Consider the following 23,409-nt stretch of genomic DNA (forward strand, 5'->3'; position numbering starts at 1 on the left):
ACCGCCAAGCCCTCCCCGTTTTCCCGTTCAGCTTATGGCTGGGCGCGTTCGGTGGGTGCGTCCTGGAAGAGCGGCTTGCCGGCTGTGCCTTCCGCATTGGTGCCTCCGAGGGCGTTGCCAATGCCCTTCAGGGCTTCCCCGACTTCGCTCGGGATGATCCAGAGCTTGTTGGCGGAGCCTTCTGCGAGCTTGGGCAGCGTCTGCAGGTACTGGTAGGCCAGCAGTTTCTGGTCCGGGTTTCCCTTGTGGATGGCGTCGAACACCTTCTGGATGGCCTGCGATTCGCCGTCCGCCCGGAGGATGGCAGCCTTGGCTTCGCCCTCTGCGGCCAGGATTGACGCCTGGCGCTGCCCCTCGGCGGTGAGGATGGCCGACTGCTTGGTACCTTCGGCCGTGAGGATTGCTGCGCGCCGGTCGCGTTCGGCACGCATCTGCTTCTCCATGGAGTCCTGGATGGAGTGGGGCGGATCGATGGCCTTCAGTTCCACCCGTGAAACGCGGATGCCCCAGCGGCCGGTGGCCTCGTCCAGGACGCCGCGCAGCTGTCCGTTGATCTGGTCCCGCGACGTGAGGGCTTCCTCCAGGTTGAGGCCACCCACCACGTTGCGCAGGGTGGTGGTGGTGAGCTGTTCCACGGCCTGGATGTAGTTGGCGATTTCATACGTGGCCGCCCGCGGGTCCGTCACCTGGAAGTAGACCACAGTGTCGATGGACACCACCAGGTTGTCCTCGGTGATGACCGGCTGCGGCGGAAAGGACACCACTTGTTCACGCAGGTCCAGGAGCGGCAGGAGCCGGTCCACAAAAGGAATCAGGATGGTCAGGCCCGGATTGAGTGTCCGCTGGTACTTGCCGAGCCGTTCAACGACACCGGCGCGGGCCTGCGGAATGATCCGGACGGACCGGACCAAAACTATGATGACAAAGACGATCAGAACCACCAGCACGATGGCCAGTGCGGTTCCGCCTGCGTTTTCCATACAACTCCTTGTTCCCCAATTGTCAGGCTGTATCAGGCCCGGTGGCCGCCGTGGGCGGTACCGAAACCACTGCTGTTGCGCCGTCGATGGCCGCTACGACCACCGTCTGTCCTGCGGGAAGCACTCCCGCAGCGGAGCGCGCACTCCATATATCGCCGCCGATTTTCACCAGGCCGCCGTCGGACGTCACGGCCTCCATCACCACGGCCGGCTCACCGATCAGACGGTCCACGTTGGTTCGCTGCTCGGAGGGGCCCTTCTTCAGGTGGGACAGTGCCACGGGCCGGACAAAGGCCACCATGAGCAGCGACACGATGCAGAAGATGACTACCTGGAGCCAGGCCTCGGCGCCGGCAAAATCGGCTACCAGTGCGGCGAGCGATCCGCCGCCAAGCATGATGAAAAACAGGTCAAGGGTGATCATCTCGATCACTGCAAACGCCAGGAAAGCCGTGAGCCACAACGCCCACCAGTTTTCCCCAAGCCATTCGAACATTCCTGCTTCCCCCTTCGTCACGGGGGAGCCGCGTCCGCGGACCCGCCAGCAACTGTCTTTTCATCCTAGTCCGCGGACCTGGCCTGTGGGCCGGTTCACAGCGGGTGCCGGGGGATAGTGGCCAAGTCGTTACGGGGCGACGTGGGCAGTAGGCCGAAACACGGACAGCCTGAATTTTGCGTCGGCTTCCACCGGTTCCGGTGAGTCTTCGAGGCGGGCGGCGATCTTGTCCCGGTCAAGGTGGTGGCCCGCCGGTCCCATGAACGCCAGGTCCGCGGCGGCTGCGCGGCCCAGCTTGAGCGGTATGTCCACGTCCAGGGCCTTTTCGGGCTCGAAGTGCCCGGCAATCGCCTCTGCCAGCCGCTCATCCTTGCCCTCTTCAATGCCAAGCATTCCGGTCACGGCCGCGATGCCCGCCAGGTGTCCGGGCCGCGGTGTCACCACCGCCAGCACCCCCTCCGGGCGCAGGACCCGGGCGAACTCGGCGGGGTTCCGCGGTGCGAAGACCACGGTGACCGCGTCCACCGAGTTGTCCGCCACCGGCAGCGGCCGCCAGATGTCCCAGACCAGGTTCACGGCTTCCGGGTTGAGGCGGGCAGCCCGCCTGAGGGCGAATTTCGAGATGTCCAGGCCAATGGCGGAAGCCTTCCGCCCCCCGGCAGCTGCAGCATCGAGGATTGCCCGCAGATAGTGTCCGGTCCCCGTTCCCGAGTCAAGCACCACCGCGCCTTCCGGCCGCAGGACGGGTACGACGGCGGAGGCCAGGGCCTGCTGCAGCGGCCCGTAGTGCCCGTTCCCCAGGAAGGCGTACCGTGACGCCACCATCGCGGCACTGTCCGGTTCGAAAGGTGTGCCTTTGCCCACCAGCAGGTTGAAGTAGCCCTGCCGCGCGGCATCGAAGCTGTGCCCGGACGGGCACAGCAGGCGCGGCTGGCGCGTGGCCTCCGCTTCCAGGTACTCCAGCGGACGTGAGCAGACGGGGCACAGGAGGGGAAGGTCCGCGGAAGGCATGGGAACCAGTTTAGGGCGGGCCGGGTATTCAGCCCTGCCCGCCCTGCATGCGGAGGGAAGCGGTGACCGTCAGCCGAGGGAGATCCCCGCAGGGCCGTCGTCGAAACCCAGCCCTTCCCGTGCCTTGTCAATGCCCGCTTCTGCCCAGTGCGCTGCGTATTCGGCATTGCTGCTCAAAGAGCGAAGCTGGGCGCGGTCTATGTACAGGATGCCGTCGAGGTGGTCCGTCTCGTGCTGCACGATGCGCGCCTGCCAGCCGGAGAACTCACGCCGCTCCGCCGCGCCGTCGGGTGTTGCGTACTCCAGCAGCACGGCCTCCGGACGCGCCACCACCGCCTGCAGCCCATTGAGGGAAAGACAGCCCTCATAGAACGACGCGTGCTCCTCCCCAAGCGGCGTGTAATGGGGGTTGAGGATGGCCAGGAAATCCAGCGGACTCCGGTTGCGCAGGGCAGCGGCAGCGGGATCGATGTCGAACTGGTCCTCCAGGACGGCGAGCCGCAGGGGGATGCCCAGCTGCGGCGCGGCAAGGCCCACGCCGGGCGCTTCGTGCATGACCTGCCGCATGATCCCGATCAGGCGGTCCAGCTGGTCCGCTGACAGCTGGCCGTCAAAGTCCGCGGCACGCTGGCGGAGCGCCGGGTGTCCGGCCTGGACGATGGGCGGGAGGGATCCGGCGGCCAGGATCCGCTCGACAATCTCACGGATCTGGCCGGCGCCGGCGGTGGTTGGGGGAACAGTCTGGGTCATGGGGACAGCCTACTGGCGGAGGGCGGGCGGGGACGTTGGGTAGGGTCTACTCCATGGCTGAAGATCCGCTCCCTGCAGCGTCCCCGCTGGAACACGTCCTTGAATTCATCCGGGTCCTCGAATCGGGTGGCGGGGCGGCGGACATCCGGCCGTTCCTCTCTGCAGAGTTCGTGCTGACGGAAGCACCGCACCTGTTGGCCCCGGAAGGCTCCACGCGGACGCTGGCGGCGGTGCTGGCCGGTGCTGACCAGAGCCGCGACGTGGTGGAGGACCAGCAGTTCACTGTCCGGCGGACCACATGTGAAGGCGGCCGGGTGGTGGTGGAGGCGGATTGGTCTGCCACAGTGCTGATGGATCTGCGGTATTGGGACCGCGGCGAGACAATCCGGGCCAGGACCTCGTCCGTCTTTGAGGTCAGCAACGGCGTGATCGTGAGCCAGGACAGCTACGACTGCTACTTCCGGTAACCCGGCAAACCGGTCGGTGGTGCGGCCGCTAGTTCATGGTGAAACGCCTGGCGGCCCACTGGTTCACTGCCGGAATTGCGGCGGCCGCGGCAACACCGGCGGTACGCATCCGCAGGAGCGGGCCCGGCAGCGGCCTGCCCAGCATCATGTTGATTTCGGCCTGCCGGCGTGCCAGGACGGCAGCCCGCCGCCGGCTCTGCTCGAAGTGCCTGAGTTGAGTGCCCGGATCTTCACCGGCCAGTGCCGCGCAGGCCACCGGCACCAGGTCCCGGGCGCCCAGCCAACCGAGGTTCATGCCCTGGCCACCAATGGGGCTGATCTCGTGGGCCGCGTCACCGAGCAGCACCGTCCGTCCGGCGACCGTCCGTTGGGCGATACCGGACTGCACGTTGAAGGCGCTGAGCATGGAGTTCGTGGCCGGATCCGGGCGAATCCCGGTCCTCCTGTGCACCAGCTCCGCGAGATCGCCACACCCGGCCGCCGGTCCGGCCGGCGCACCCAGCCGCACCACCCAGCGCCGGACGCCACCGGGCAGCGGGAAGGACTCAACGATTCCGTCCGGTTCAAGGAACAGGACAGCTTTGTCCCCGTAGTCCGTGCCGTCGTCGAAATCCCCCATGAGGTAGTGGTCGGGATACGTCTTCCGGACCATCGGGACCCCGAGCGCATCCCGCAGCCGTGACCGGGCACCGTCGGCCAGGACCAGCAAAGCCCCCGTCGCACTGCGGCCGGGACCCGTGGCACCCGCGCCGGCATCCACCGCGACGGTGACCGTGCCGGCGTCGTCGCTGACACCGGTGACTTTCGCACCCCTGACAATTGCCCCGGGGTCCAGGGCGAGGACGCGCTCTTCCAGGAACTGCTCCGTCCTGTACTGCGGGAGTGCCAGCACGAACGGAAAGTCCCTGGAGACGTCGTCGAACGCCATGGTGCCCACCGTCTTCCCGCGGCTCACCGCCATGCCGGACCGGATGCGGACACCCTCCTGCACCATGGCAGAGGCCACGCGCACGGCGGCCAGGGCCTCCAGGGCCGGCGGGTGGATGCCGATGGCCCGGGTATGCCGGTTCCGCTGCTGCCGTTGCTCAAAGACCCTTACCGAAACGCCTTCCTGCAGCAGCGCGGCCGCCAGGTACAGGCCCACGGGACCGCCGCCGGCGATCAGGACATCGGCATCCATCTCAGCCCTTCCGGCAGGCCAGGACCTGATGGAAGACCGATGAGTGCTCCACGGACCACCCCGGGGGAGCGGCTGCGGCAAGCTCGGCATGGGTGTAGCTGCGGCGGATGGACGTCAGCCCGTCTTCCCGGATGAAGGATCTCCGGAACGGCAGCGCGGCCACACCGAAGAGGGAGAATGCGATGGTGCTGCGGATGAGATCGTTGTGCAGCGCCTTGTGGCCGGCGAGGGATTCCGAATCTGCCAGCAGTTGCTTGAGCTCCCCGGACTGGAGGTGGTGCAGCACGTGGTTGGAGATCACGACGTCGAACCTGGCACCTTCGCGGACCAGGTCACGGCTGTGCGCCTGGCGGAATTCGACGCCGGGCATGGGGGCGCGCCGGCCGGCGAAGGCGGCAGCGCGGGGATCCGGATCGATGCCGGTCACGTGCATGGACGTGCCGTCCCGGTGTGCCCAGCGGGCCAGCATGATGGCGAGGTCGCCGCCGCCGGACCCGATGTCCAGGACGGTCACGGGGCTTTTGTCCGGTTTGACGATGGTGCGCAGTTCCCTGTTGTACAGGCCCCGCCAGCCGGACAACACCCGGTTGATGACCCAAAACTGCCGGTAAGTATTGTCCAGGAGCTCTTCATCGCAGTCCGTGCGGTCCATCTGCTCGATGTCCCCGGCGGCGCGCGTTCGCAGCAGAATCCCCATGGCCTGGCGTTCCAGTCAGGCCACGGGTGCTTCTGTGGGCGTCCGGTCCTGGCGCGCCTCCGGGGCGAATCCGGCAGCGTGGTCCTGCCGTACGAGGTCCTGGGTTGCGGCGATGGACTGCCGGAGCTTGGTGAACAGCCCCGTTTCCACGGTCAATCCCGGGCCGAAAGCCATGGAACAGATACGCCCGCCACCGTTGGAATCCCCGGGCAGCAGCGGCTGTTCCAGGATGTATTTGAGGACAAAGAGCACCGTGGCACTGCTCATGTTGCCGTAGTTCCGGAGGATGTCCCGCGCCGGAACCAGTTGCGCGTCGCTGAGGCCAAGCCGGGACTGGACCTTGTCCAGGATGCTGCGGCCACCAGGGTGGATGGCCCAGTGGGGGATCGCGGTGTAGGGGAGTGCCGCCAATTCCGGGTCCTTTGCCAGCAGTGGCTGCAGGGCACCCACGATGTGGTCATCGATGATGTGGGGCACATAGGTGCCCAGGACCATCTCGAACCCATGGTCGCCGATGTTCCATGCCATGGAGTCCTCACCGACCGGGGTCAGGACTGTTTCGAAGTGGTCCAGCTTCAGCAGCGCGGCTTCTTCCGCGCCGGGGCGTGCGGTCACGACGGCGGCGGCGGCGCCATCGGCGAAAAGGGCCGAACCCATGATGGTGTCCGGATCATTGGACGTGCGTACGTGCAGGGAGCAGAGTTCGGCGCAGACCACCAGGACCACCGCGTCCGGGTCGGATTCACAGAACAACTTCGCAGCGCGGAGCGCCGGAAACGCCGCGTAGCAGCCCATGAAGCCCAGGTGATACCGCTGGACGGAAGGACTAAGCCCGAGCTCGCGCACCACCTTGTAGTCCGGGCCCGGATTGAAAAAGCCCGTGCACGACACCGTCACGAGGTGAGTTATGTCAAGTAAATCCAGTTCGGGAGCCGCCTGCAGGGCAGCGCGGGCAGCCTCAACGAACAGCTTGGTGGCTTCCCGGGCGAAGATGTCGTTGCGGACCTTGGTGCTGGGATTCAGCAGGAGCCCGGTGTCCGGGTCATAGAACTGAGGATTGTCCGAGCGTGAGGTGTTGGTGAGTTCGCTGACTGCCGTAAATCTCGTGTCTATGGCTGCGCCGTCAAAGCAGGTGGTGACCAGGCGTGAACCAAGCCGGGAAAGACCCGGCTGCGCGGCGAATACATCACGGGCTTCGGACTGGATCAGCTTTGTCGTCGGAACTGCAGTTTCAAGTGAACGCACGTAGACCGTCATCACGTCATTCTTGACGTGCGCTTTGATTATGACAATGGTCCCGGCGGAATTGAACAGCGGTTTCGCCATGCATTTGTCCCGGGAAGCAGGCGCAAGTGTCCTGGATTGCAGGGCCTGGATTGCTTCGCATCCTGCCCGCTCCGAGCCTCATCCCATTGCGCCGATAATCTACATTATGTCAAGTAGTACTCTGCGTATTGCATCAGATGAATCAATCGTCCCGATCCCCCGCTGCCGCAAGAAGTTCTCACACTTCGTTGAGATACCGCGGAAATTGCGGCCTGACAGCTGGGATGTGCCGCTGTCCAGGTGTCGTCTGACGGCTGCAACGCCGAACCTGGAAACGGTTGAGATACGCGTCTGACCTGCAGTTTTGTGCTGGTGATGCATTTAATGAATCATTGATTCAGGTATTGAATGCGTCTAAGGCCGATTTGGGGGCAAGTTATGGCAGTTGATGGATCCGGGCGCGTGCTACAGCTGAGTGCCGTTTCATTGCTGCATCCCGAGGAACAAACGCTCGAGGACATGTTCACGGGCTGGCGTAACCAGCAGCTCTCCCGGAACCTGCAGTTCGACACGATTGATAAGGGCATCGGGTGCGTCCGGCGGTTCGTGGACCATGTGAACGAGTTCCCGTGGAACTGGTTGCCTGAGCATGTCGAGGAGTATTTCGGGGATCTGCGCTCGATCCATCAGCTCAAGCACTCCACCATCCGTGGTTACCAGTCAACCCTCCGCCGCTTTTCGTCTTACGTGTCGAACCCGGACTATGGCTGGGACAGGGTCTGTGAGCAGCGCTTCGGGACGCACCCGTCCCAGGTCTTCTTTGACTGGAACACCGCCTCCCACTCGCAGGAGTACGAAGGGCGCCCTGCCAAGCGGCCCTTCACCAAGGCCGAACTTCAGATGCTGTTCGACCACGCCGACGACCAGGTCGAACTCATGGCAGCCTCGGGCAGAAAGGGTTGGAAAGCTGCCTACAGGGACGCTGTCATGCTGAAAGTGACCTACTCGTACGGGCTGAGGTTCAATGAGCTCCGGCACCTGCAAACCGTCGATTTCGCGACCAACCCGCAGGCGCGCAGGTTCGGGAAAGCAGGTGTCTGCAAGGTCCGTTTTGGCAAGTCCCGCAAGGGCTCCCCCTTCAAACCCCGCAGCGTCCTGACTGTCTTCGACTGGACTGTCGGTGTCATCGAGGACTGGCTCGCCAACGGGCGCGGCACGCTTGAAACACTGGACCTGTTTCCCAGCGAACGCGGCGGCCTGATCTGTGAATCGACCCTGCTGCGCCGGCTCCGGCGTTACCTGGCCGAGTTGGGATTGCCGATGGATGGCCTGGACCTGCATTCCCTGCGACGATCTTATGCAACGCACCTGCTGGAGGACGGATGGGATCCTAGATTCGTGCAATATCAAATGGGCCACGAACACGCCTCCACCACCGGGATCTACCAGTTCGTCAGCGACGACTTCCGGAACTCCACCCTGCGGGCTGCACTGGACCGCACCATGGACGAAGTCCTGGGCGTGCAGATGAGAGGCCAATGGTGAGACGCGACGTCGAATACAGATGGCGCCTTTCTGAGCTCATGGCAGCACGGGGTCTCCACAACACCACCGATCTCATCCCGTTGCTAGCCGAGCGCGGCATCACTTTGTCCCGGCCGCAGGTCTACCGGCTCGTCAACCAGAAACCCGAACGCGTCGCACTGCAGGTTATCGCCGCGATCTGCGACATCTTCTCCTGTGGACCCGAGGACCTCATCACCGTCACCGCAGCCGATGCCCGAGCGCGCAAAACAGGCACCAGCGCCCCCAACGTCGTCGACCTGAACCGCACCGTCCGCCCACGACGGGCACGCATCATCGACGATGACCACTGACCAGCCCCACGGTCTCAGCCCACGAAGCACCAGCCGCGGCCGGCCCCGCACCACCGGAACGGCAACCTGCGCACGCTGCGGTCGAACTGCCGGCCGAACACGCGCCACCTGGCCCGAAGGCCGAATCTGCGGCCCCTGCTTCACCACCGCCACCCGCACCCACGGCGTCTGCCCCGACTGCGGTCAACACCGACTGTTACCCGGGCCGCCCGCAGCTGTCGGAGGGCCCCGCTGCGCGCCCTGCGCAGGCATCCTCCATGACTTCCACTGCAGCCGCTGCAATGTTGAAGGCGAGTTCTACCGGCGCGGTATCTGCGCCCGCTGCGCCCTCCGGGAGGACCTCAACGAACTACTGCTCACGCACCCTGCCGACCCGGACACTGCCGGCAAAATCGTCGATGTCCTCTGCAAAGCAGACCGGCCCGAAAGCATCATCACGTGGAAGCGCTCCCCCAAAGTCCAAGCCCTCCTGACTTCTCTGTCATGCGGGGAAACTCCCTTGACGCACGAAGGACTCGATGCCGCGGCTGAGTCAGCGAACCGCGAAGCCAGTCACCTGCGCGCCCTGTTCATTCATCATGGGCTCCTCCCCTACCAAGACCCGTATCTGGCCCGGTTCGAGACTTGGATTGAGAACAAGCTCCGCGACTTGCCCGAGGAGGTCACCAAACCCGTCGCACAGTTCGCCACCTGGCATCACCTCCGGCGCATCCGGTCCATGACAACACCGGAGAAGAGCGCTCAGGCCCCGGTGCACTCTGCCAAACAGGAGATCACGGAAACCGTCAAGTTCCTGGACTGGCTCTGGGATACCCACCAGCGGACCGCGGCGAACTGCACCCAGCAAGACGTCGAAACCTGGCTCGCCACCGGCCCGACGACCAGAAAAGCCATCCGCACCTTCATCGTCTTCATCAAGAACACCGGAACAAATTACCGCGTGGAAATGGGCCACTACACAGCCAAAAGCCGCCCAGCAATTACCCAGAACCAGCGCGTGGCCTGGCTCCGGGAACTACTCACCGGCGCGAGCGAGTCCATCCCCTACAGAGTCGCCGGCATCCTGCTGCTTCTCTACGCCCAGCCGCTCGTGCGGGTCGCTAAACTCCGGACCAATGCCGTCGAAATCAATGAAACCACGGGCAACATGCGGATCACCTTCGGCGCGCGCCCAGTGCCCGTTCCCGAGCCTTTCGCCGACTTGCTTCGAGAGCACCTTGAAAGCCGTCCGAACCTCAGAACAGGATCAGACACCCAAAGCCCTTGGCTCTTTCCCGGAACCCGAGCCGGACAACCCCTACACCCCAACGGCATCATGGACAGGCTCCGTAGCCTGGGCATCGACCTGCGTGGCGCACGAAACACTGCCTTGGACGAACACTTATTAGTCTCACCGCCGCCACTGGTCGCCGACGCCCTCGGCTATAGCCACCAAGTCGCTTTCCTCCACGCCGACGCGGCAGGCGACGCCTGGTCCCGGTACGTCAACCTTCGCATCAAGCCCTGACCCTTGATCTAGGTTCACAGCCGAGGTTCTCAACGCTACCCGGCCCAGCCAAGTGTCATTAGAAAGCAGCGATGGCGGCTTCCCATGGCCCTTTATCCTCACTGAAACTATGCTCACGTCATGGACACCGGCGGGTTTCAACTGGGCGAGATCTTCATAGCAACGAGTACAAGATCGCCTCGATTTATCGAGCCGCGATGACCAGCCTGCCCCGATCCCAGGGAGTCCGGCCCGGTGTCATCGGATTGATTTCTCTTATTGCGGTTTGTCTCGCCGGGATCGCATACGTGACGTCGCAACTGTTAGTCCGACCCAACGGATGGGCTGGGATTCCCTTCCTCATCCTGTTAAGCATGGGAATCGTCAGCTTTGTGCGAGGACTCGTGACGAGAATTAGGACCCTCACCGCGGTGAACAAGGGCGACTACGCAATTCAGAAAACTCTTTCACTGACCGAGGCCTTCGTTAACCTGCACGGAATGTCTCCCCAGGAGGCGCTTCACCGTTGCTTTGATGAGATGAATGCCGCGAACGGCTACGAGGGCCGCGTTATGGAAGCCAACCGATTGACTGCACTCCTGAAGCGGACTTTTGCTCGTAGCCATGTTCGATGTTCGGTTTCCGTCGTAGAGAACAGCCTCAGAATCAGCTTCGAACTGGTGGAGGGCGGCGCAATCTGGGCAGATGGCGGAAGATTCGAACGTGAAATTCATCGGCTGGCTCGACGACTTCACTCACGGGCTCAGTAACTCGTCCGGGGACGGCGCCAGACAGAACCTACTTCTCACGACCGGCTTTGGTTCCTATCGTCTACTTGGAAGCCGGCGTTAACGGACGAATACGCCCACATGCAATCCGCAGGGATGCCAGTAATGTTTCGAGCGCTGCTGGTAGAAGCCATTCCGGCGAGGTCCCCCGCGCTGGTGGTCAATGACGCCTTTGCATCGAGGCCCCGACCACAGCTCCGACTCCGAGCCCCAGCGCAAAGCCCCAGAATGGCGTGTGGAAAATCGCCAGCCCCAGGCTGATTCCCAAGGCTGCACCCACCAGGCTGCAAATCCATAAGGCTTTGTTCACGATCTCTCCGTTATGGGCGGGTGGGCTCAACTACTGCAGCGACCTTACTTCATCCCTATCCGGTACATGCTTAAAAACGGGGAGATCCTCATCGAAATTGGGTAGCTCCCACCCATGCGCCAACGGCCTTGGGCGTCCTAACCTTTTGGACATGGCGGCAGGCCCACCCGGCCCGCCGCGGGCGCGCGATGGGGCGGTCCCTGGATCCTCCTTTGGTCATGCAGACGGCGGCGGCGCCCGGTACTCCTTTTACTCCCCAGGACGCCCCCATGCGCGAACTCCCCCGCCCCCACACCTGCCCGCATTCCACGGCTACCTGCCCGGCTTGCCGTTCCGAGATGCGCGACGAAGCCCTGCGGCAGGCTCCCGGCAGACCCATTATTCTGCTGCGCCCCGCACCCGTCACGGTGCGTTCCATGCCGGCAAACGCCTTGGCCTACACCGTGACCGATGTCCTCATTGAGTGGGACGCGGACATGGATTACCACCTGCGGTGGGAGGCAAGCTGGCTTGTCCACCGGGTACAGGCAGCACACAAAGACCGCCGCCTCCAGGAAACAGTCTGACCGCCCGCTCCCCCACCCCGGGCACCGGGACATCCCAACATGGCAGCCTCCCGTCGGCGGCTAAGCTCGAAACCATGAGTTCGTTGAAAACCAAGCCTGCACAGACATCACCGGCACGGGCAGCAGTGGTGGCGGCAGCGGTGGATATGGTGCTGATCCTCGTTTTCGCCGCGATTGGCCGCGATGCACACCACCGTGAGGAGCCCATCCTCGGTGTGCTGTTGACTGCCTGGCCGTTCCTCGCCGGCGCGGCCGCCGGATGGCTGATCGCCCGCGTATGGCGGAGCCCCTTCTCCATCACCCGGGCAGGGGTTCCAGTCTGGCTCGGAAGCCTGGTGGGCGGCATGCTCCTACGGGCATTGACCGGGCAGACAGTGGTCCTGCCCTTCATCATCGTTGCCACGATTGCCCTGGCGGTGTTCCTTGTGGGCTACCGCCTCCTGCTGGCAGGCGCCTCACGCCTCCGCCGCAGGCCGGGCAGGTAGCGGGCACCAGAAGTTGGGCGGCAGGGTGGCGGCAGGGGAAACGGCACCCGTGTAATAGGCTGGCTGGAGAGAAAAGCCTGCCGTTCCCCAGTGCGGCGGCACCGATTGAAGGGGTACAGACGTGGTTACCGCATTTGTTCTGATCAAGACCGACGCCGCCCGCATTCCGGAGACGGCGGAAGAAATTTCGGCCATCGAAGGCATCAGCGAAGTGTATTCCGTCACCGGCGAATGGGACCTCATTGCGGTAGCCAGGGTCCGCAGGCATGAAGACCTCGCGGACGTCATTGCGGACAGGCTCTCGAAAGTTCCCGCCGTGGTCCACACCACCACGCACATCGCCTTCCGGGCGTACTCACAGCACGACCTCGACGCCGCCTTTTCGCTGGGTTTCGAACAGTAATCCGGCAACCCGGCCGTTAGGCGCGGGAGAGGGACACCCAACGGTCCAGGACGGCAGCGGCAGCACCGGAGTCGATCGAATGCGCGGCACGCGCGAAAGCCTCCTGCATCCGTGTCAGGAACGGGCCCTGTGCTTCGAGGTCGAACGCAACAAGGCCGGCCGCGGCGTTCAGCAGGACCGCATCCCGAGCGGGACCCTGGCTGCCGGCAAGGACGTCGCGGACCACTCCCGCGTTGGCCGCCGCATTGCCGCCGCGAAGCTGTTCAACAGTAGCCAGGCTGATGCCGAGGTCCTGCGGCGAGAAGTGCAGTTCATTGACGGCTCCGTGCCGGATTTCCCACACGGTTGATGGGCCAGTGGTGGTCAGCTCGTCCAGGCCGTCGTTGCCACGGAAGACCAGTCCCCTGCTCCCCCGGCGGGCCAGGACGCCCGCCACCAGCGGCGCCATCCGTGCGTTCGCAACGCCCACCGCCGAAGCCTGGACATTGGCGGGATTGGTCAGCGGTCCCAGGAAATTGAACGCAGTGGGCACTGCCAGCTCCCGCCGGGGCACGGCGGTGTGGCGGAATGACGGGTGGAACACCTGCGCGAAGCAGAACGTGATTCCCGCCTCTTCAGCGTTCCGGGCCACCCGGGCGATAGGCAGGTCAAGCCGGACACCGAGCGCTTCAAGAACGTCAGCAGACCCGGACGACGACGACGACGCCCGGTTGCCGTGCTTAACCACCTTCGCGCCGGCCCCGGCAGCGACCAGGGCGGCCATGGTGGAGATGTTGATGGTGTTAAGTTGGTCACCACCCGTGCCGACGATGTCCAGTTTCTCCCCGGTGATTGTCACAGGGTTGGCGTGGGCGAGCATTGCCTCAACCAGGCCGGAAAGCTCGTCCACCGTCTCGCCTTTGGCACTGAGGGCCACAAGGAATCCGGCAATCTGTGCAGGCGTGGCTTCACCGGACATGATGGTGTCCATGGCCCAGGAGGTGTTCTCCGCAGTGAGGTCATTGCCCTTGATCAGGGCCGAGATCAACCGGGGCCAGGTGTTGCCGGACGCTGTAGTTGCCTGAGAAGTCACTTGCTGATGCTATCGACCGACGGCGGCCACTGACCAATGTGAACGGTTGCGGGAACTTTTCCCGGCGATTTCGCGTCTTTGTAGAAAAAGTCCCCCGAAAAGGCGGTTTGCGTTGGGCAGCACGGACTTTTACAGACATAATGTCTATGTGACATCTGCGACCCATGCCCCCAGTACCCCGGCGCACCCCACGCTGAACCGCCCCAATATGGTTTCTGTTGGAACCGTTGTGTGGCTGTCCAGCGAGTTGATGTTCTTCGCCGGTCTCTTCGCCATGTACTTCACTCTGCGCTCCACCAGTGGGCAGATGTGGGCGGAAGAGACAGCCAAGCTCAACTTCCCCTTTGCGCTCGTAAACACGATCGTCCTCGTGGCCAGTTCCTTTACTTGCCAGATGGGCGTCTTCGCCGCAGAGCGGCTGCAGCCGCGGCGCACCGGAGGTGCACTGCAGTTCGCCCGCTGGGGAATGAACGAATGGTTCACCCTGACGTTCCTCATGGGCGCGTTCTTCGTTGCCGGCCAGACCACCGAGTACGCAATGCTGGTTTCCGAGCACGTCTCGCTCTCCTCCAACGCTTATGGCTCGGCCTTCTACATGACCACCGGCTTCCACGGCCTCCACGTCATCGGCGGCCTGATTGCCTTCCTGCTCATCATGGGCCGGTCCTTCGCGGCGAAGAAGTTCGGGCATTTCGAAGCAACGTCCGCGATCGTCACCTCTTACTACTGGCACTTCGTTGACGTCGTGTGGATTGGCCTCTTCCTGGTCATCTACGTACTCAAGTAGCCAGCTTTGATTCTTTTTCTACAAGAGGCAGAATTTCAGGTAGCGGCTCCCGGAGCCGGCGCAGGATCGAATAAAGGAACCACCACGTGAAGGCACTCTCACAAAAGCGGCGTCACCCACTTGCAGCAATAGCGCTGCTTCTGATGGGGCTCCTCATCACGGGTGGGCTGTACGCCGTGGCAACCACCGTCAACCAGGCCAAGGCTTCGACCACCACGTTCAGCGCAAGCGACACAGAGGAGGGCGGCAAGCTCTTCGCCGCCAACTGCGCCACCTGCCACGGCATGGGCGCCAGTGGTTCCAAGGACGGTCCCTCGCTGGTGGGTGTCGGTGCAGCCGCTGTTGATTTCCAGGTGGGCACCGGCCGCATGCCGATGCAGATGAACGGCCCCCAGGCCATGAAGAAGCCCGTCCAGTTCAATGACGAGCAGACCCACCAGCTTGCAGCCTACGTCGCCTCCCTGGGAGCCGGCCCGGCAGTTCCTGCAGAAGACCTGACAAACGGCGGCGGCGATGCAGCTGCCGGCGGTGAGCTCTTCCGGACCAACTGCGCCATGTGCCACAACGCCGCCGCTGCCGGTGGCGCGCTGACCCGCGGCAAGTTCGCACCCGCCCTTGCCGATGTATCCGGCAAGCACATCTACGAGGCCATGGTCACGGGCCCGCAGAACATGCCGGTCTTCAACGACGCGAACATCACTCCTGAAGGCAAGAAGGACATCATCACCTTCCTGAAGCAGATCGAGACCACCGGTTCACCGGGCGGTGCCGACCTCGGCTCGCTGGGTCCGGTTGCTGAAGGCCTGTTCGTTTGGGTTGCCGGTCTTGGCGTCATCATCGCCTTCACCATCTGGCTCACCTCCAGGACGTCCTGACGTTCCGCAGGAACACACAACTTCTGCTGCCCTGTCAGCAGCTTGAAATTAGAAACTAACCCGGCAAATGCCGGGACGAGAGAAGGATGAGGCGAATTATGGGCAACCATAGTGACGGCAGTCCGAACCACTCGGGCACCGTAGCTACGGCTGGTCAGAATGAGGTGGAGAAGTTCCAGGATCCTGGAATTCCCCCGCATCGTTTGCGCCTGGCTGACACGGACCCGAAGGCCGCAAAGCGGGCAGAACGGCAGGTCGCCTTACTATTTGGCATTTCTGTTGTTGGAACCCTGATCTTCCTGGTGGCGTACTTCGCCATTGATCTGGGTGATGACTCCAGCATCGCCACCATCCGGCTCCAGAACGCCCTGCTCGGCGTTGGCACTGCCTTCGCAATGCTGGGTATCGGTACCGGTATCGTGCACTGGGCCAAGGCCCTGATGCCCGACCACGAAGTCTCCGAGGAACGCCACGCCATCCGTTACGAAGAGGACCGCCAGGCTGCGGTGCGCATCGTTGACGACATCGTGGAAGAGACCGGCATCAAGCGCCGCCCGCTGATCCGCAACACCCTCCTGGGTGCGGTCGCACTTGCCCCGCTTCCCGCCGTCGCCATCTTCGGTGACCTCGGACCCCGCCCTGACGACAAGCTCGCGCACACCATGTGGGCTCCCCAGGACGGAAAGCGCAAGCGCCTTACCCGCGACCCCGATGGAACCCCCATCAAGGCCTCGGACGTCACCATCGGTTCCGCCTTCCACGTCATTCCCGAGGGCCTGAACGAACTGCAGGAGGGCAAGCTCAACGAGAAGGCAAAGTCCGTTGTGCTCCTCATGCGCCTCGATCCCGCGTCGCTGAACCCCTCCAAGGGCCGCGAAGAATGGGGTTACAACGGAATCGTTGCCTACTCCAAGATCTGCACCCACGTTGGCTGCCCCGTCGCTCTGTACGAGCAGCAGACGCACCACCTGCTGTGCCCGTGCCACCAGTCCACCTTCGACCTCACGCAAGAGTGCAAGGTGATCTTCGGCCCCGCCAGCCGTCCTCTCCCCCAGCTGCCCATCGCAGTTGATGACGAGGGCTACCTCGTCGCTACCAGCGACTTCCATGAACCCGTAGGACCAAGTTACTGGGAGCGTGATTCGCATGAGCGCAGCATCAACAGCTGAGCCGGCATTCGTCGCCAAAACCAAGGCAGGCCGGATCACCGACTTTGTCGACTCACGAGTTGGCGGCTCCGGGATCCTCCGCGAGTTCGGCCGCAAGGTCTTCCCCGACCACTGGTCATTCATGTTCGGTGAAGTGGCGCTGTACTCCTTCGTCATCCTGCTGCTGTCCGGAACGTTCCTGACGTTCTTCTTTGATCCGTCCATGGCGGAGACCCACTACGACGGCGGCTACATTCCCCTTAAGGGAGTGGAAATGTCGGTAGCGTACAGCTCCTCGCTGAACATCTCCTTCGACATCCGCGGCGGATTGTTCATGCGCCAGGTGCACCACTGGGCTGCCCTGCTGTTCGTGGCATCCATCGCAGTCCACATGCTGAGGGTCTTCTTCACCGGCGCATTCCGCCGCCCGCGTGAAATGAACTGGGTGGTGGGCAGCGTCCTGCTGATCCTGGCCATGGCTGCAGGCTTCACCGGGTACTCGCTTCCTGATGACCTGCTGTCCGGCAACGGCCTGCGCATCATCGACGGCGTCATCAAGTCCATCCCGGTCATCGGAACGTACATCTCGTTCTTCCTGTTCGGCGGGGAATTCCCCGGCACGGCCATCATCAGCCGCCTCTACATGCTGCACATCCTGCTGGTGCCGGCGTTGATCCTGCTGATGATCGTCCTGCACCTGTTCATGGTCGTGGTGCACAAGCACACGCAGTACCCCGGTCCCGGTCGCAACGACAACAATGTTGTCGGTTACCCCCTGGGTCCTGTTTACGCAGCGAAGGCCGGTGGATTCTTCTTCATCGTCTTCGGCGTGATCGCCCTGATGGCGGCATTCTTCACCATCAACCCCATCTGGAACTACGGTCCGTACGACCCCTCCCCGGTGTCGGCCGGAACCCAGCCTGACTGGTACATCGGTTTCGTCGACGGTGCCCTGCGACTCATGCCCGGCACACTCGGCAACTGGCACGTGGAACAGATCTTCTTCGGTCACGTGTTCACGTTCAACGTGCTCCTCCCGGCCCTGGTCCCCGCTGGCATCCTGTTCACCGTGATGTTCACCTACCCGTGGATCGAGCGCTGGATCACCAAGGATGACCGCGAGCACCACGTCCTGGACCGCCCGCGCAACGCCCCGACCCGTACGGGCATCGGTGTTGCCGGATTCATCTGGTACTGCGTGATGTGGGCAGCTGCAGGTTCCGACCTCATTGCCACCCACTTCCACGTGTCCCTGAACGACGTCACGTACTGGCTCCGGGCCCTGTTCTTCGTCGGACCGATCATCGGCTTCATCGTTGCCAAGCGTGTTGCCCTTGCACTGCAGCGCAAGGACCGGGAAATCGCCCTGCACGGCCGCGAGACTGGCCGTATCGTCAGGCTCCCGCACGGCGAATTCATCGAGGTGCACGCCCCGCTGGATGAGTACAAGCGCTACAAGCTGGTTGGCTTTGAATCACCCGAGGTCATCCCGGCCCTGCCCAACGAGCACGGTGTCGTGACCCGCAAGGAGAAGCGCCGCGCGTTCCTCTCCCGCTGGTTCTTCGAGGACCGCGTTGCTCCTGCTACCCCTGCAGAGCTTGAAGCAGCCCACGGCCACGGCCACGAGGCAGTTGAAGCAGCAGAAGGTTCCAAGAGCCTGACGCACTAAGCGACGATTGATACAGGAAGGGCCCGATCCTATGGATCGGGCCCTTCCTGCTTTAAGAGTTCTCCTGCGTGCGCCACCAACGGCCCATGGCTGTGGCCTCCCGGCGTGCTGTCAGTGGTTGCGGGCGCGGCGCGCTCCCGGCCGCTGCAGTGGCACCCACAGCTTGTACCGGTCGGCCCTGTAGTACGACACGGAATAGTCAACCATCGCCCGTGCCACAAAGGCGTGCCGCTGGATCTTCAGCAGGGGCGCACCCACCTCCACGTTGAGCAGGCGTGCCGTGGACGGGGAGGCGGCGGTCGCCTCAATCATGTCCTCGCCCCACTCCATCACCAGGCCAAACTGTTCGCTCAGGACGTTGTAGAGCGACGTGGGTGGCTCGCCGTCGAGCAGGCCCGGGACGCGGTGTGCCGGGATGAAGTTCTCGTCCACGCTCATCGGTTCCCCGTCGGCCAGCAGGAGCCTGCGGAACCGGACCAGGGGTGTGCCCTCGTCCAGCTGGAGTTCGCGGGCCAGGAACGCGCTGGCGCCGATCTGCTCAAAGCTCAGCACCTTGGCAGCAGGCACCATGCCGCGCCTCTGCATCTCTTCGCTGTAGGACGTGAGCTTCACCTGCAGGTCGAGTTTCGGGCGCCGGACAAAAGTTCCCAGGCCCACTACGCGCTCGATGACCTCCTCCCCCACCAGGGCGTCGATGGCCTGCCGGACCGTCATCCTTGCCAGTCCAAACCGTTCGGCAAGGTCACGTTCTGATGGCAGCGCCGATCCGGGCGGGCACGACTGTGCGATGTAGCTCCGCAGGATCTCCCGAAGTTGCACGTAGATGGCCGTACCGCTGGTGCGGTCTATTTCACCCGTGATTGCCGTGGCGCCAGCTGCCATGATCTTCTCCTGCCGTTGGTTTCCCCTCAATTTTAGGACGGTCTAGACCAGTCCCGGGACGCGGACGCTCTTTCGCGCGGCAGGCATGGCGGCCGCTATATTTGGTCTGGAAATTTTGCCAGCAGACGGATGGGGCCGTCTTTCGTATAAGGAGTCCCTTTGCCAACACAGAAGGCCGTGGTGGCAGCGCCGGTAGGCCTGCATGCACGTTCCGCCGCGGTATTTGTCCGGGCTGTCACCGATACAGGGCTTCCGGTCACCATCAGCAAGGCGGGCGCGGCGAAGGTGGACGCCCGGTCCCTGCTCCAGGTGATGGCCGCCGACTTTGCACAGGGGTGTGAGGTGGAGCTGTCCGTCAGCGAAGCCGCGCTCGAGGACGACCTGGGACGTGAAACCGTGGAGGCGGCCCTTCGGGACCTTCGCGTACTTTTGGAGTCCCAGGGGGCCGGCTGAGGGCCGTAAAAACCCCTTAACGACGTCGGGCCCCACCATATTGGTGGGGCCCGACGTCGTTATTCTTATTGCTTGCCTAGTGTGCGTGGTCTCCGCGGCTGTATTCGTACACCCAGCCGACGAGGGCTACGATGGCGATCCCGCCGGCGATGAAGATGACCCAGGCGCCAACTGCCAGGCCCAGGAAGCCAGTGGCGCAGGCGATACCCAGGACCAGGGGCCACCAGCTCCAAGGGCTGAAGTGCCCCTGTTCGCCGGCGCCCTCGTGGATTTCCGCATCGCTGCGGTCCTCGGGACGAAGGCCTACGCGCTTGCCGGTGAAGCCCAGGTAGGCGCCGATCATGCCGGCCAGGCCGGCCACGAGCAGGATGCCCAGGATGCCCACCCATTCGCTCCAGTTGGTCAGGAATCCGTAGACCAGCGAGACGGGAACGAAAAAGAAGACTCCGGAGCCAAAGATCCAGGATTCGATTTTCACTGTGCGGTGTCCTTCTGGTCGGCGTTGCCGAGTACTGCCGCTGCGGGAGCCGGCGAGTCAACGGTGTGGACTTGGCGGAGTTCCGGGTGGTGCAGGTCCAGGGCGGGACGCTCGGAACGGATCCGGGGCAGGGACGTGAAGTTGTGGCGTGGCGGCGGGCAGGACGTGGCCCACTCGAGCGAAGCACCGAAGCCCCACGGATCATCGACCTGGACCTTTTCGGCCTTGCGCCAGGTGATGTAGACGTTCCAGAAGAACGGGATGAGGGACGCGCCCAGCACAAAGGATGCCACGGTGGAGAACTGGTTCATCCACGTGAAGTTGTCCTCCACGAGGTAGTCCGCGTACCGGCGCGGCATGCCTTCGACACCCAGCCAGTGCTGGATCAGGAAGGTGCCGTGGAAGCCCAGGAACAGCAGCCAGAAGTGAATCTTGCCCAGGCGCTCGTTGAGCATCTTGCCGGTCCACTTGGGCCACCAGAAGTAGAACCCGGCGAACATGGCGAACACCACGGTGCCGAACACCACGTAGTGGAAGTGCGCCACCACGAAGTAGGAGTCCGAAACGTGGAAGTCAAGCGGCGGCGAGGCCAGGATGATGCCGGTAAGACCACCGAAGAGGAAGGTGATCATGAAGCCGAGGCTCCAAAGCATGGGCGTCTCGAAGGTCAGCGACCCGCGCCACATGGTGCCGATCCAGTTGAAGAACTTCACGCCGGTGGGCACTGCGATGAGCATGGTCATGAACGAGAAGAACGGCAGCAGGACGGCGCCGGTGACGTACATGTGGTGGGCCCACACGGTGACCGAGAGGGCCGCGATGGCGATGGTGGCGTAGACCAGACCCTTGTAGCCGAAGATCGGCTTGCGGCTGAACACCGGGAAGATCTCCGAGACGATGCCGAAGAACGGCAGCGCGATGATGTACACCTCGGGGTGTCCGAAGAACCAGAACAGGTGCTGCCAGAGGACGGCACCGCCGTTCTCAGGATCGAAGATGTGGGCACCGAACTTGCGGTCCGCGCCGAGGGCGAACAGGGCGGCGGCCAGCGGCGGGAACGCCATCAGGACCAGGATCGCGGTGATCAGGGTGTTCCAGGTGAAGATGGGCATACGCCACATGGTCATGCCCGGAGCGCGCATGCAGATGATGGTGGTGATGAAGTTGACCGCACCGAGGATCGTGCCGAAGCCGGACAATGCCAGGCCGAAGACCCACAGATCGCCACCAATGCCCGGGGTGAACGTGGTGTTGGACAGCGGCGCGTAGGCGAACCAGCCGAAGGATGCAGCACCCTGCGGGGTGATGAAGCCGGAGACGGCGATGGTGGAGCCGAACAGGAAGAACCAGAAGGCCAGTGCGTTCAGACGCGGGAACGCGACGTCGGGCGCGCCGATCTGCAGCGGCATGATCACGTTGGCGAAGCCGGCGAACAGCGGGGTAGCGAACATCAGCAGCATGACGGTGCCGTGCATGGTGAACAGCTGGTTGTACTGTTCCTTGGTCTGCAGGATCTGCATGCCGGGCTCGAAGAGTTCCGCACGGATCAGCAGGGCCATGACGCCGCCGAGGCAGAAGAACACGAAGGACGAGATCAGGTACATGTACCCGATGGTCTTGTGGTCAGTGGAGGTGATCCAGTTGACGACGATGCGCCCCTTGGATTTGGGTACCACGGGAGCCGACAGGACCCCCGTGGGTGCGGATTGGGTGTACGTAGCCACGTCGCTCCCCTTACTTGGTTTCGTTCAGGTTCGGGTTGCGGTCGTACTCCACGCCGAGCAGGCCGGTGTTGCCTTCAGCCTTGAGCTGGTCCATGTGGGCCTGGAATTCAGATTCCGACACCACCTTGACGCGGAACAGCATTTCGGAGTGGTACTCGCCGCAGAGTTCGGCACACTTACCGTCGTAGGTGCCCTCTTTAGTGGGGGTGAACCGGATGTAGTTGGTCTTGCCGGGAATCATGTCGCGCTTCTGCAGGAAGGCGGGAACCCAGAAGGAGTGGATGACATCGCGGGCGTTGAGCTCGAGGTCAACGGACTTGTTCACCGGCAGGTACAGCGTGGGGAGCTGTTCCTTGTCGATGGTGTTGCCGGTGAGGTGCGCCTGGACGCCGGCCTCGTGGAGGTCTTCCTGGATGACATCGCCGGACTTGTAGTTGAAGTCCCATGCCCACTGCTTGCCGCGGACGTCCACGACGACGTCGGCAGGCTGTGAGCGGTCATCGATGGCCTGCTGGTCACGGTCCGTGAAGTAGAAGAACACCAGGACCATGAAGATCGGGATGGTGAGGTAGAAGACTTCCAGCGGAAGGTTGAAGCTGGTCTGCCGCGGGAAGCCCACGGTTCCCTTGCGACGCCGGTAAGCGACCACGCACCAGATGATCAGGCCCCACGTGATGGCGCCGACCACGAGCGCAGCAATCCATGAGTTGACCCAGAGGTCCATGATGCGGTCGGTGTTGCTGGTGGTGCCACGTTCAGTGGGCATCCACCCTTTCTCTACCTCTGGCGAACATCCGGTCAAAACCAACGCGCCGGCTATAGCCAAGCTTGAGATCGTGGTGATCGTGTTGCGTCGGCTGCCGGTTCGGTTCTGCGAACTCACAGACGGCCCTTCCTACTTGTTGCTGTTGTCCGGGCAGCCATCGGCGCTCCGGGCACAAAAAAGTTTTACTACTCGGTGTAGAGCTTACCGCTCCCCCGGGCGTTTCGCCCACATGTCGGCGCCGAGCCCCCGTGCCGTTTTATGCGGCAGGAAGCCCGGCGCCGACATCAGGCGAAATAACCGGCCTAGTGGAATGAATCGCCGCAGGCGCACGAGCCGCCGGCGTTCGGATTGTCGATGGTGAAGCCCTGCTTCGAGATGGTGTCCTCGAAGTCGATGCTTGCGCCGCTCAGGTACGGCACGCTCATTTTGTCGACGACGACCTCGACTCCGTCAAAGTCGCGGACGGCGTCTCCGTCAAGGAGCCGCTCGTCGAAGTAGAGCTGGTAGATCAACCCTGAGCATCCGCCGGGCTGCACGGCCACGCGCAGGCGCAGGTCCGTGCGGCCTTCCTGCTCGAGGAGGCTGCGGACCTTGCCGGCGGCGACGTCGGTCAGGTTGACCTCGTGAACGGGCAGTTCGTCGCTGGCCACGGTGGTGGCGGTGCTGTTTTCGTTGGTTGAGGTGCTCATTGGCCTACCTTCTTAGGACGGTCTGGCGGCGTCGCCGTAACGGCGCCTGCCCCTACAAATACGGTATGGGCTATAGCTACATGCTACGCGCGGCAGTCCTGTAG

Annotated in this window: 26 protein-coding genes; 13 read left to right on the forward strand and 13 right to left on the reverse strand. The window is 63.4% G+C overall.

All coding sequences use genetic code 11. The features are described 5' to 3' along the window. Positions 1-32: 32 nt before the first annotated feature. The 4 genes from AB0280_RS03020 to AB0280_RS03035 all read right to left on the reverse strand — a co-directional run bounded on the left by AB0280_RS03020 (position 33) and on the right by AB0280_RS03035 (position 3,237). Positions 33-980, reverse strand: coding sequence for an SPFH domain-containing protein (locus AB0280_RS03020; protein ID WP_159631972.1), 948 nt, complete (start codon positions 978-980; stop codon positions 33-35). Positions 981-1,002: 22 nt separating this feature from the next. Beyond that, positions 1,003-1,476: an NfeD family protein gene (locus AB0280_RS03025; protein ID WP_366366159.1), complete on the reverse strand. Its 474-nt coding sequence runs from the start codon at positions 1,474-1,476 to the stop codon at positions 1,003-1,005. A gap of 129 nt (positions 1,477-1,605) precedes the next feature. Next, positions 1,606-2,487 carry a methyltransferase domain-containing protein gene (locus AB0280_RS03030; protein ID WP_366366160.1) on the reverse strand — a complete coding sequence of 294 codons (882 nt, stop codon included), beginning with the start codon at positions 2,485-2,487 and terminating at the stop codon, positions 1,606-1,608. Positions 2,488-2,556: 69 nt separating this feature from the next. Beyond that, positions 2,557-3,237, reverse strand: a complete 681-nt coding sequence (locus tag AB0280_RS03035) for a peptide deformylase (protein WP_307490702.1) — start codon at positions 3,235-3,237, stop codon at positions 2,557-2,559. A gap of 53 nt (positions 3,238-3,290) precedes the next feature. On the opposite strand from AB0280_RS03035, the gene AB0280_RS03040 reads away from it, so the two are divergent. Continuing rightward, positions 3,291-3,704, forward strand: a complete 414-nt coding sequence (locus tag AB0280_RS03040; RefSeq protein ID WP_224026108.1) for a nuclear transport factor 2 family protein — start codon at positions 3,291-3,293, stop codon at positions 3,702-3,704. A 28-nt stretch (positions 3,705-3,732) separates the two neighbouring features. Here AB0280_RS03040 and AB0280_RS03045 read toward each other — a convergent pair whose 3' ends face one another. Genes AB0280_RS03045 through AB0280_RS03055 form a run of 3 tightly spaced genes read right to left on the reverse strand, consistent with a single transcriptional unit; the run spans position 3,733 to position 6,838 of the window. After that, positions 3,733-4,884 carry an FAD-dependent oxidoreductase gene (locus tag AB0280_RS03045; protein ID WP_366366161.1) on the reverse strand — a complete coding sequence of 384 codons (1,152 nt, stop codon included), beginning with the start codon at positions 4,882-4,884 and terminating at the stop codon, positions 3,733-3,735. A 1-nt stretch (position 4,885) separates the two neighbouring features. Then, positions 4,886-5,581, reverse strand: a complete 696-nt coding sequence (locus AB0280_RS03050; protein ID WP_366366162.1) for a class I SAM-dependent methyltransferase — start codon at positions 5,579-5,581, stop codon at positions 4,886-4,888. Positions 5,582-5,596: 15 nt separating this feature from the next. Beyond that, complete coding sequence (locus tag AB0280_RS03055) at positions 5,597-6,838, reverse strand: type III polyketide synthase (RefSeq protein ID WP_366366247.1); 1,242 nt, start codon at positions 6,836-6,838, stop codon at positions 5,597-5,599. Between the two features lie 471 nt (positions 6,839-7,309). Between AB0280_RS03055 and AB0280_RS03060 the strand changes: the two genes are divergently transcribed. From AB0280_RS03060 to AB0280_RS03090, 7 genes are all read left to right on the forward strand, one after another. Then, positions 7,310-8,392 (forward strand): tyrosine-type recombinase/integrase, encoded by a 1,083-nt coding sequence (locus tag AB0280_RS03060; protein WP_366366163.1) that lies wholly within the window; start codon positions 7,310-7,312, stop codon positions 8,390-8,392. Continuing rightward, positions 8,386-8,724, forward strand: a complete 339-nt coding sequence (locus AB0280_RS03065) for a helix-turn-helix domain-containing protein (RefSeq protein WP_366366164.1) — start codon at positions 8,386-8,388, stop codon at positions 8,722-8,724. The genes AB0280_RS03060 and AB0280_RS03065 overlap by 7 nt, the downstream gene beginning before the upstream one ends. Before the next feature lie 499 nt (positions 8,725-9,223). Further along, entirely contained in the window at positions 9,224-10,231 is a 1,008-nt protein-coding gene (locus tag AB0280_RS03070) for a recombinase XerD (protein ID WP_366366165.1), read from the forward strand. A gap of 353 nt (positions 10,232-10,584) precedes the next feature. Next, positions 10,585-10,980 carry a hypothetical protein gene (locus tag AB0280_RS03075; RefSeq protein WP_366366166.1) on the forward strand — a complete coding sequence of 132 codons (396 nt, stop codon included), beginning with the start codon at positions 10,585-10,587 and terminating at the stop codon, positions 10,978-10,980. 666 nt (positions 10,981-11,646) lie between these two features. Next, positions 11,647-11,874: a hypothetical protein gene (locus tag AB0280_RS03080; RefSeq protein ID WP_366366167.1), complete on the forward strand. Its 228-nt coding sequence runs from the start codon at positions 11,647-11,649 to the stop codon at positions 11,872-11,874. Between the two features lie 74 nt (positions 11,875-11,948). After that, positions 11,949-12,359, forward strand: a complete 411-nt coding sequence (locus tag AB0280_RS03085) for a DUF3054 domain-containing protein (protein ID WP_366366168.1) — start codon at positions 11,949-11,951, stop codon at positions 12,357-12,359. 121 nt (positions 12,360-12,480) lie between these two features. Further along, a complete protein-coding gene (locus AB0280_RS03090) occupies positions 12,481-12,762 on the forward strand; it encodes an Lrp/AsnC family transcriptional regulator (RefSeq protein WP_141160402.1) in 282 nt (93 codons plus the stop codon). A 16-nt stretch (positions 12,763-12,778) separates the two neighbouring features. On the opposite strand, the gene trpD is transcribed toward AB0280_RS03090, so the two are convergent. Continuing rightward, positions 12,779-13,834, reverse strand: coding sequence for an anthranilate phosphoribosyltransferase (gene trpD / locus AB0280_RS03095; RefSeq protein WP_159631965.1), 1,056 nt, complete (start codon positions 13,832-13,834; stop codon positions 12,779-12,781). A gap of 112 nt (positions 13,835-13,946) precedes the next feature. On the opposite strand from trpD, the gene AB0280_RS03100 reads away from it, so the two are divergent. The 4 genes from AB0280_RS03100 to AB0280_RS03115 all read left to right on the forward strand — a co-directional run bounded on the left by AB0280_RS03100 (position 13,947) and on the right by AB0280_RS03115 (position 18,313). Continuing rightward, on the forward strand, positions 13,947-14,621 hold the full coding sequence (locus AB0280_RS03100) for a cytochrome c oxidase subunit 3 (RefSeq protein ID WP_217509392.1): 675 nt from the start codon (positions 13,947-13,949) through the stop codon (positions 14,619-14,621). 86 nt (positions 14,622-14,707) lie between these two features. Then, positions 14,708-15,496 carry a c-type cytochrome gene (locus tag AB0280_RS03105; RefSeq protein WP_224026114.1) on the forward strand — a complete coding sequence of 263 codons (789 nt, stop codon included), beginning with the start codon at positions 14,708-14,710 and terminating at the stop codon, positions 15,494-15,496. 98 nt (positions 15,497-15,594) lie between these two features. Beyond that, positions 15,595-16,665: a ubiquinol-cytochrome c reductase iron-sulfur subunit gene (locus AB0280_RS03110; RefSeq protein WP_159631963.1), complete on the forward strand. Its 1,071-nt coding sequence runs from the start codon at positions 15,595-15,597 to the stop codon at positions 16,663-16,665. After that, on the forward strand, positions 16,643-18,313 hold the full coding sequence (locus AB0280_RS03115) for a cytochrome b (protein ID WP_364402946.1): 1,671 nt from the start codon (positions 16,643-16,645) through the stop codon (positions 18,311-18,313). The genes AB0280_RS03110 and AB0280_RS03115 overlap by 23 nt, the downstream gene beginning before the upstream one ends. A 111-nt stretch (positions 18,314-18,424) precedes the next feature. Here AB0280_RS03115 and AB0280_RS03120 read toward each other — a convergent pair whose 3' ends face one another. Next, a complete protein-coding gene (locus tag AB0280_RS03120; protein WP_159631961.1) occupies positions 18,425-19,195 on the reverse strand; it encodes a GntR family transcriptional regulator in 771 nt (256 codons plus the stop codon). Between the two features lie 159 nt (positions 19,196-19,354). On the opposite strand from AB0280_RS03120, the gene AB0280_RS03125 reads away from it, so the two are divergent. Next, entirely contained in the window at positions 19,355-19,648 is a 294-nt protein-coding gene (locus tag AB0280_RS03125; protein WP_159631960.1) for an HPr family phosphocarrier protein, read from the forward strand. Positions 19,649-19,724: 76 nt separating this feature from the next. On the opposite strand, the gene AB0280_RS03130 is transcribed toward AB0280_RS03125, so the two are convergent. The 4 genes from AB0280_RS03130 to AB0280_RS03145 form a co-directional block, all read right to left on the reverse strand. After that, positions 19,725-20,126 (reverse strand): cytochrome c oxidase subunit 4, encoded by a 402-nt coding sequence (locus AB0280_RS03130; protein WP_159631959.1) that lies wholly within the window; start codon positions 20,124-20,126, stop codon positions 19,725-19,727. Beyond that, entirely contained in the window at positions 20,123-21,850 is a 1,728-nt protein-coding gene (gene ctaD, locus AB0280_RS03135) for a cytochrome c oxidase subunit I (protein WP_366366169.1), read from the reverse strand. Before ctaD ends, AB0280_RS03130 begins: the two co-directional genes overlap by 4 nt. Before the next feature lie 10 nt (positions 21,851-21,860). Continuing rightward, complete coding sequence (gene coxB / locus AB0280_RS03140) at positions 21,861-22,733, reverse strand: cytochrome c oxidase subunit II (RefSeq protein ID WP_366366170.1); 873 nt, start codon at positions 22,731-22,733, stop codon at positions 21,861-21,863. A 185-nt stretch (positions 22,734-22,918) separates the two neighbouring features. Further along, positions 22,919-23,305 (reverse strand): HesB/IscA family protein, encoded by a 387-nt coding sequence (locus tag AB0280_RS03145; RefSeq protein WP_159631956.1) that lies wholly within the window; start codon positions 23,303-23,305, stop codon positions 22,919-22,921. Positions 23,306-23,409: the final 104 nt, after the last annotated feature.

This window comes from Pseudarthrobacter sp. 902506025 (assembly GCF_040702325.1).
GTDB lineage: Bacteria > Actinomycetota > Actinomycetes > Actinomycetales > Micrococcaceae > Arthrobacter.